The following is a 5759-nucleotide window of genomic DNA, read 5'->3' as shown; positions in this document are numbered from 1 at the left end:
TCGGCGGTGCGGGGCCGGATCGCGGCCGCCGGGCCTGCGTGCACGCAGGCCGACCGGGCGGCCGAGCGTGCCGGTGGTCGTGCTGCTGGTCCATCGTGGTGGCCGAGGCCGATCCGACGGCCGCCATCCCGGGTGGCTGCTCCTTCGGGGTGGGACGGGGCGGGCCCTCGGTCGCCGCCCGCGAGGTCGTCGGCGGTGCGGGGCCGGATCGCGGCCGCCGGGCCTGCGTGCACGCAGGCCGACCGGGCGGCCGAGCGTGCCGGTGGTCGTGCTGCTGGTCCATCGGTGGTGGCCGAGGCCGATCCGACGGCCGCCATCCCGGGTGTCTTCCTCTTCGTGGTGGGGACGGGGCGGGCCCTCGGCCGCCGCCCGCGAGGTCGTCGGCGGTGCCGGAGCGGGCCGCGGCCGCCGGGCCCCGAGCAGGCGGCCGAGCGTGCCGGTGGTCGTGAGCGTCTCCGGCGCGCTGTTCGCCCTCTGCGGTGGCCGAGGGGATCCGCGGGGCCGACTTCCCGGGTCTTCCCCTTCGGCGGAGGGGCGGGCCGGGCGCCGTCCGGGTCGTCTGCGGGTCGGGCCGGCTCGCGACGGCCGGGCACGTGTGCACGCAGGCCGACCGGGCGGCCGAGCGTGCCGGTGGTCAGGAGCGTGCCCGGCATGCTGTCGGTCCATCGGTCCGTCGGTCCGTCGGTCCTGGCCGAGGGCCCCGGTGGCCGACTTCCCGGGTGCCTTCCTCGTCGGGCGGAGGCGGGTGGGCCCCCGGCGCCGCCCGGGAGGGCGTCCGGGAGGTCGTCCGCCGGGCCGGGACGGATCGTGGGCCGCCGGGCCCGCGTGCAGGAGGGGGCCGCGTTCTGCTAGCCGCCGATGTCCCGGCTGCGGAAGTCGGCCAGGGTTTCGCGGCGGACGAGGAGGCGGGCGGTGCCGCCGCGCACCGCGATCACCGGGGGGCGGCCCACCGGGGCGTAACCGGGGGCCGTGGGCTGCTGGTACGCGCCCGCCACCGGTACGGCCAGCAGGTCGCCCGGTCGCAGGTCGCCGGGCAGCAGCAGGCCCGCGGGCCGCGGATCGCCCGCCGCTCCGTGCAGCCCGGCCACGAGGGCCGGGCGCGGTGCGGCGCCGGAGGTCCGGCCGGCCAGCCGCGGCGCGGGGGACGGGGCGTGCGGCCCGGGCGGGAGCCGGGACCCCCGGGGACCGTGCGGCCCGGGGGCGGCCGGGTCCGGGACCTCGTCTCCGGCGCCGTCCACGGCCGCGTACAGCCGGTCGGCCGACTGCTGCACCGCCAGGACGCGGTGGAGCGCCACCCCGGCGGGCCCGGCGATGGCCCGGCCGGGCTCGACGGCGAGCCGGGGCACGGTCAGCCCGGCCGCCGCGCAGCTCTCCACCAGCTCGGCCCGCACCTTGCGGGCCAGCGCGGTGAGGTCGAGCGCCGGAGCCCCGGGCCGGGAGGCGATGCCGTGCCCGCCGCCCAGGTCGAGTTCGCCCAGGACGGCGCCGTGGGCGGTGCGGATGCGGGCCATCAGGCCGACCAGCCGGCGCACCGCGACCAGGTACGGCTTGACCTCGGTGACCCGGGCGCCGAGATGGCAGTGCAGCCCGGCCAGCCCGAGCTGCGGCTGCCCCAGGATGCGGACGACCGCGTGCAGTGCGGAGCCGTCGGCGAGGGACAGTCCGAACCCCTGCCCGCCGCCCGCCCCCGCACCGAACCCCGCCGGACCGGGGACCGTGCGCAGCAGCACCCTCTGGTACCCGCCGGGGCCCACGGCCGCGGCCAGCCGGGCGATCTCCGAAGGGCTGTCGATGACGATGCGGCCGACGCCCAAGCGGAGCGCGGTTTCGATGTCCTGCGGGGACTTGGCCCGGCCGTGCAGCACGATCCGCTCCGGCAGGAAGCCCGCGGTGACGGCGAGTTCGAGCTCGCCCGCCGAGCGGACGGCCAGGCCCAGGCCCTCCTCGTCCACCCAGCGGACCATGGCCCGGGACAGGAAGGCCTGCGCCGCGTACCGGACATCGGCGTCGGGGAAGGCGTCCCGGTACGTACGGCAGCGCGCCCGGACCTCGTCCTCGTCGAGGACGTACGCCGGGGTGCCGAACCGGTCGGCGAGCTCGGCCAGGGGCACCCCGCCCACGGCGAGGCCGCCGTGCGGGAGCCGGCGCGTGGAGGCGGGCCAGACGGAGAGCTCCTCCGAGGGGGCGGGCCCCGCGGGGCGGACGGCGGTGGTCACGCCGGCCCCCGTCAGACGGTCCGGGCCGGACGGGCGCCCGGCAGCCGGGGGCCCGGCACGGGGCCGGCGAGGAGGAACGCGGCGGCGCCGTCCCGCCGCCCGCAGACGACGGCCGGCGCGAGGTGCGGCGCGGCAGGCGGGGTGACAGGCGGGGTGACAGGCGGGGCGGCAGGCGTCGCGGCGGGGGAGCGCGGGACCGGCGGCCGGGCCGCCGGGGCCTGTTCCTCGGGCTCGGGGTCTTCGGCGTAGCGGAACAGGCACATGGGGTCCTCCTCGGGGAGCCTGCGCGGTGGAACCGCGGACGGGGCCGGTCGCCCCGGACGCGGGGAGGCGGCCCGGGGCTGCGTCCGAAGCTAGCCCCGCGGCGACCGCCGCGGCCCGCGCCCTGATGCCGCCTTGACGGGAAAGCGGGGATTCCATATGCGCCGCTGACGCCGGATCAGCCGTACCGCGAACCGGACAAGAGGGGAAAGAACCAGCCAATAACCCTGCTGGTCCGTACTTTTGGCACCTCGTGCGTCCCACGAGGCAACCCCCGTACGTCCGTTCCCGTCCTCCGGGAGCGAGAAGGCTCCCAGGAACCCCTGCGGCGCCCGACGAGTACGGACGATGAGGAAGACCACTTTGATACGTGTCACACGCGTGGCGGCGGCCGCCACGGTGGTGCTCGCGCTGGCCGCGGCCGCGCCGGCGACGGCGTACGCGAGCCCCGCCCCCGGCGTCCTGCCGGTTCCGGCGGGCCGGGCCGGCGGCGGCCTCCCGGACGGCTGGCAGATCTCCGGCTCCGGCGCAGGACGGCAGCTCGTGTGGACCTCGCCCGAGCGGGTGCCCATGGGCGACGCGCGCGTCGAGTTCCACGCCGGCGGCCGGCTGCTCGGCCGCCCGGAGCCCGGACCCGACGGGCGCACCTTCCGGCTCCCCCTGACCGGCACCCGGATCGGCCCGGACACCGACCTGCGGGCCGTGGCCGGCGGCCGCCGCCTCGACGCCCCCGGCCCGGCCGGGGTCCCGGGCCGGGACGGGTTCGCCGCCCCGGTCCGCCCCGAAGCGCCGCTGCCGGCGAACCCCGTGGACCCGGGCAAGCCCGGCGGCTACCGCACCACCAGCGGCTCGTACACCCTGAAGTCCGTCCGCCTGCCCGGCTACGCCGAGCCCGTCGAGATGCAGGCCACCGTCGTCGGCCCGACCGACGCCCCCGGCAAGCGCCCGGTGGCCCTCTTCCTGCACGGCCGGCACGCCACCTGCTACAAGCCCGGTGGGGACGCCAACGGCGAGTGGCCCTGCTCGCCCGGCAGCCTGCCGGTGCCCAGCGAGCGCGGCTACCTCGGCGCGCAGAAGCTGCTGGCCTCCCAGGGCTACGTGACCGTGTCCATCGCCGCCAACGGCATCAACGGCCAGGACTGGGCCGCCGAGGACGCGGGCGCCCAGGCCCGCTCCTCCCTCGTGCGCCTGCACCTGGCGCGCTGGGCCGACTGGGCGGACGACCGCTCCGGCGCCCCCGCCGCCGTCCGCGCGGCCGCGCCCGCCGACCTGTCCCGCGTCCTGCTCGTCGGCCACTCCCGCGGCGGCGAGGGCGTCAACCGCGCCGCGCTCGACAGCCTCGACAAGCCGCCCGCCGACCAGGACGGCTACAAGGGGCCGGTGCGCTGGAAGATCCGCGGCAACGTGCTGATCGGCCCCACGGTCTTCGGCCAGAACCCGGTGCCCGACGTGCCGTCCATGACCATCCTGCCGGGCTGCGACGGCGACGTGTCCGACCTCCAGGGCCAGATCTACGCCGACGGCACGCGCGGGGTCAGCCGCGGCGCCGCCCTGCACAGCTCGGTCTACGTGGTCGGCGCCAACCACAACTTCTTCAACACCGAGTGGACCCCCGGCCAGGCCAAGGCCCCCGCCCAGGACGACTTCTCGGAGGGCGGCCCGGCCGACCCGGTGTGCAGCAAGGGCAAGCCGACCCGCCTGACCGCCGCCCAGCAGCAGACCGCCGGCGCCACCTACATCGCCGCCGCGGCCCGGCTGTTCGTCGCCGGCGACGACAAGGTGCGCCCGCTGCTCGACGGCACCGGCCGGCGCGCCCCCTCCGCCGACCCGGCCCGCGTGCTCGCCCACGCCGTCGGCGGCAACCGCACCCCGGCCTTCCTGCCCGGCCCCGGCACCGCCGTGACCGGCGGCCGGATCTGCGCGCAGATCGACCCCGACCCCAAGCGGGCCTGCCTGCCCGGCAACACCCGCGGCTCCTCGCCGCACTTCGCCACCTGGGAGGCCTCGCCCGAGCCCGGCCGCGACGCCGTCGCCATGCAGTGGTCGCGCCCCGGCGCCCCGGTGACCTTGCGCCCCGCCCGGCCCGTCTCCCTGGCCGGCGCCGAATCCCTGGCCCTGCGGGCCTTCGTGCCCCCGGGCAGCACCGGCACCGCCTTCGACGTCTCCGTCGTCGACGCCTCCGGCAAGCGCGCCCTGCTGGGCCGCACCGCCCTCGACGGCCTGCCCGGCAGCGACCGTACGGCCTCCTGGTGGGCCCGTGAACTGCGCGTACCGCTCGCCGCCGGCGCCCGCGCCGGACTGGACCTGGGCCGGATCAAGGCCCTCGAGCTGACCCCGCGCAGCGGCTCCGGCCGGGCCTGGCTGATGGACGCCTGGGGCTGGCGCCCCGGCACCCCGGCCGTGACCCCGGGGGCGCTGGCCCGCGTGGACATCGGCCGCCTCAAGGTGAAGGAAGGCGACTCCGGCGTCCGCACGTACCGCATCCCGGTGAGCGTCACCGGCCACGGCGGCGGACAGCTGCGGCTGTTCGTGCCCGACCCGGCCACCGGCCGGTCCACCTCTCGGCTCGTCACGGTGCGCCCCGGCGGCCACGAGATCGACGTGCCGGTCCGGGTGACCGGCAACACCCGCTTCGGCGGGGAGCTGTGGAGCGACATCTTCGTCAAGGCGGTCAGCGGCGTGGCGGTCGGCTCCCACCACGGCGGTGTGACCGTCCTCAACGACGACCCCATGCCGAAGGTCGCCATCAGCCGCACCGCGAAGGCCACCGAGGGCGGGAAGCTGGTCTGGCGGGTCACTCTGTCGGCAGCCGCCGACGCCGACATCCGCGGCGACTTCCTCTTCAAGAAGGTCGCCCGCGGCACGGAGCTGTCCACCGCCGACGTGGACCCGAGGTGGCTGGACGAGTGGTTCGCCCAGCGCCCGGACCCCGCCAAGCGGCTCTCGCAGGTCGTGGAGGGTGCGGGCCTGCCCGTCACCGTCCCCGCCGGCAAGCTCTCCGTGGACCTGGTCGTGCCCACCGTCGCCGACCGGCTGCGCGAGTCGGACGAACTGGTCCGCGCCCAGCTGATCATGTACGACGAGCAGTGGCAGGAGAAGCCGGGCCCCGAGGTGACCGGCACCGTGCGGGACGCCTCGTAGGACACCGCGCCGGGGGGGGGGGGGGGCCACCCCACTTACTCCCCCCCCCCCCCCGGGGGCCCACCCCCCCCCCCCCCCACCAGCAACGAAAAAAAAAAAAGCACCCGGTGGGCCACCAAACCCCTCGCTCCCCCCCCCCCC

The 5759-nt window shown here is 77.8% G+C and carries 3 protein-coding genes; 1 reads left to right on the top strand and 2 read right to left on the bottom strand.

The genetic code is table 11. From position 1 onward, the window contains the following. Positions 1 to 848: 848 nt before the first annotated feature. Together ACZ407_RS02095 and ACZ407_RS02090 are read right to left on the bottom strand one after the other, a co-directional pair. Positions 849 to 2216 carry a diaminopimelate decarboxylase family protein gene (locus ACZ407_RS02095; protein WP_468124714.1) on the bottom strand — a complete coding sequence of 456 codons (1368 nt, stop codon included), beginning with the start codon at positions 2214 to 2216 and terminating at the stop codon, positions 849 to 851. 11 nt (positions 2217 to 2227) lie between these two features. Next, positions 2228 to 2479 carry a hypothetical protein gene (locus tag ACZ407_RS02090; RefSeq protein ID WP_468124713.1) on the bottom strand — a complete coding sequence of 84 codons (252 nt, stop codon included), beginning with the start codon at positions 2477 to 2479 and terminating at the stop codon, positions 2228 to 2230. A 361-nt stretch (positions 2480 to 2840) separates the two neighbouring features. Between ACZ407_RS02090 and ACZ407_RS02085 the strand changes: the two genes are divergently transcribed. Continuing rightward, complete coding sequence (locus tag ACZ407_RS02085; RefSeq protein WP_468124711.1) at positions 2841 to 5618, top strand: hypothetical protein; 2778 nt, start codon at positions 2841 to 2843, stop codon at positions 5616 to 5618. Positions 5619 to 5759: the final 141 nt, after the last annotated feature.

The sequence above is a fragment of the Streptomyces sp. NPDC030809 genome, from assembly GCF_055572195.1.
Note: the sequence above shows the minus strand (reverse complement) of the source record. Positions and strands in the feature narration are given on the sequence as shown.

Bases quoted from the DNA above. Each gene is read 5' to 3' on its own strand.
- ACZ407_RS02090 (WP_468124713.1), bottom strand. From the start codon at position 2,479: ATGTGCCTGTTCCGCTACGCCGAAGACCCCGAGCCCGAGGAACAGGCC.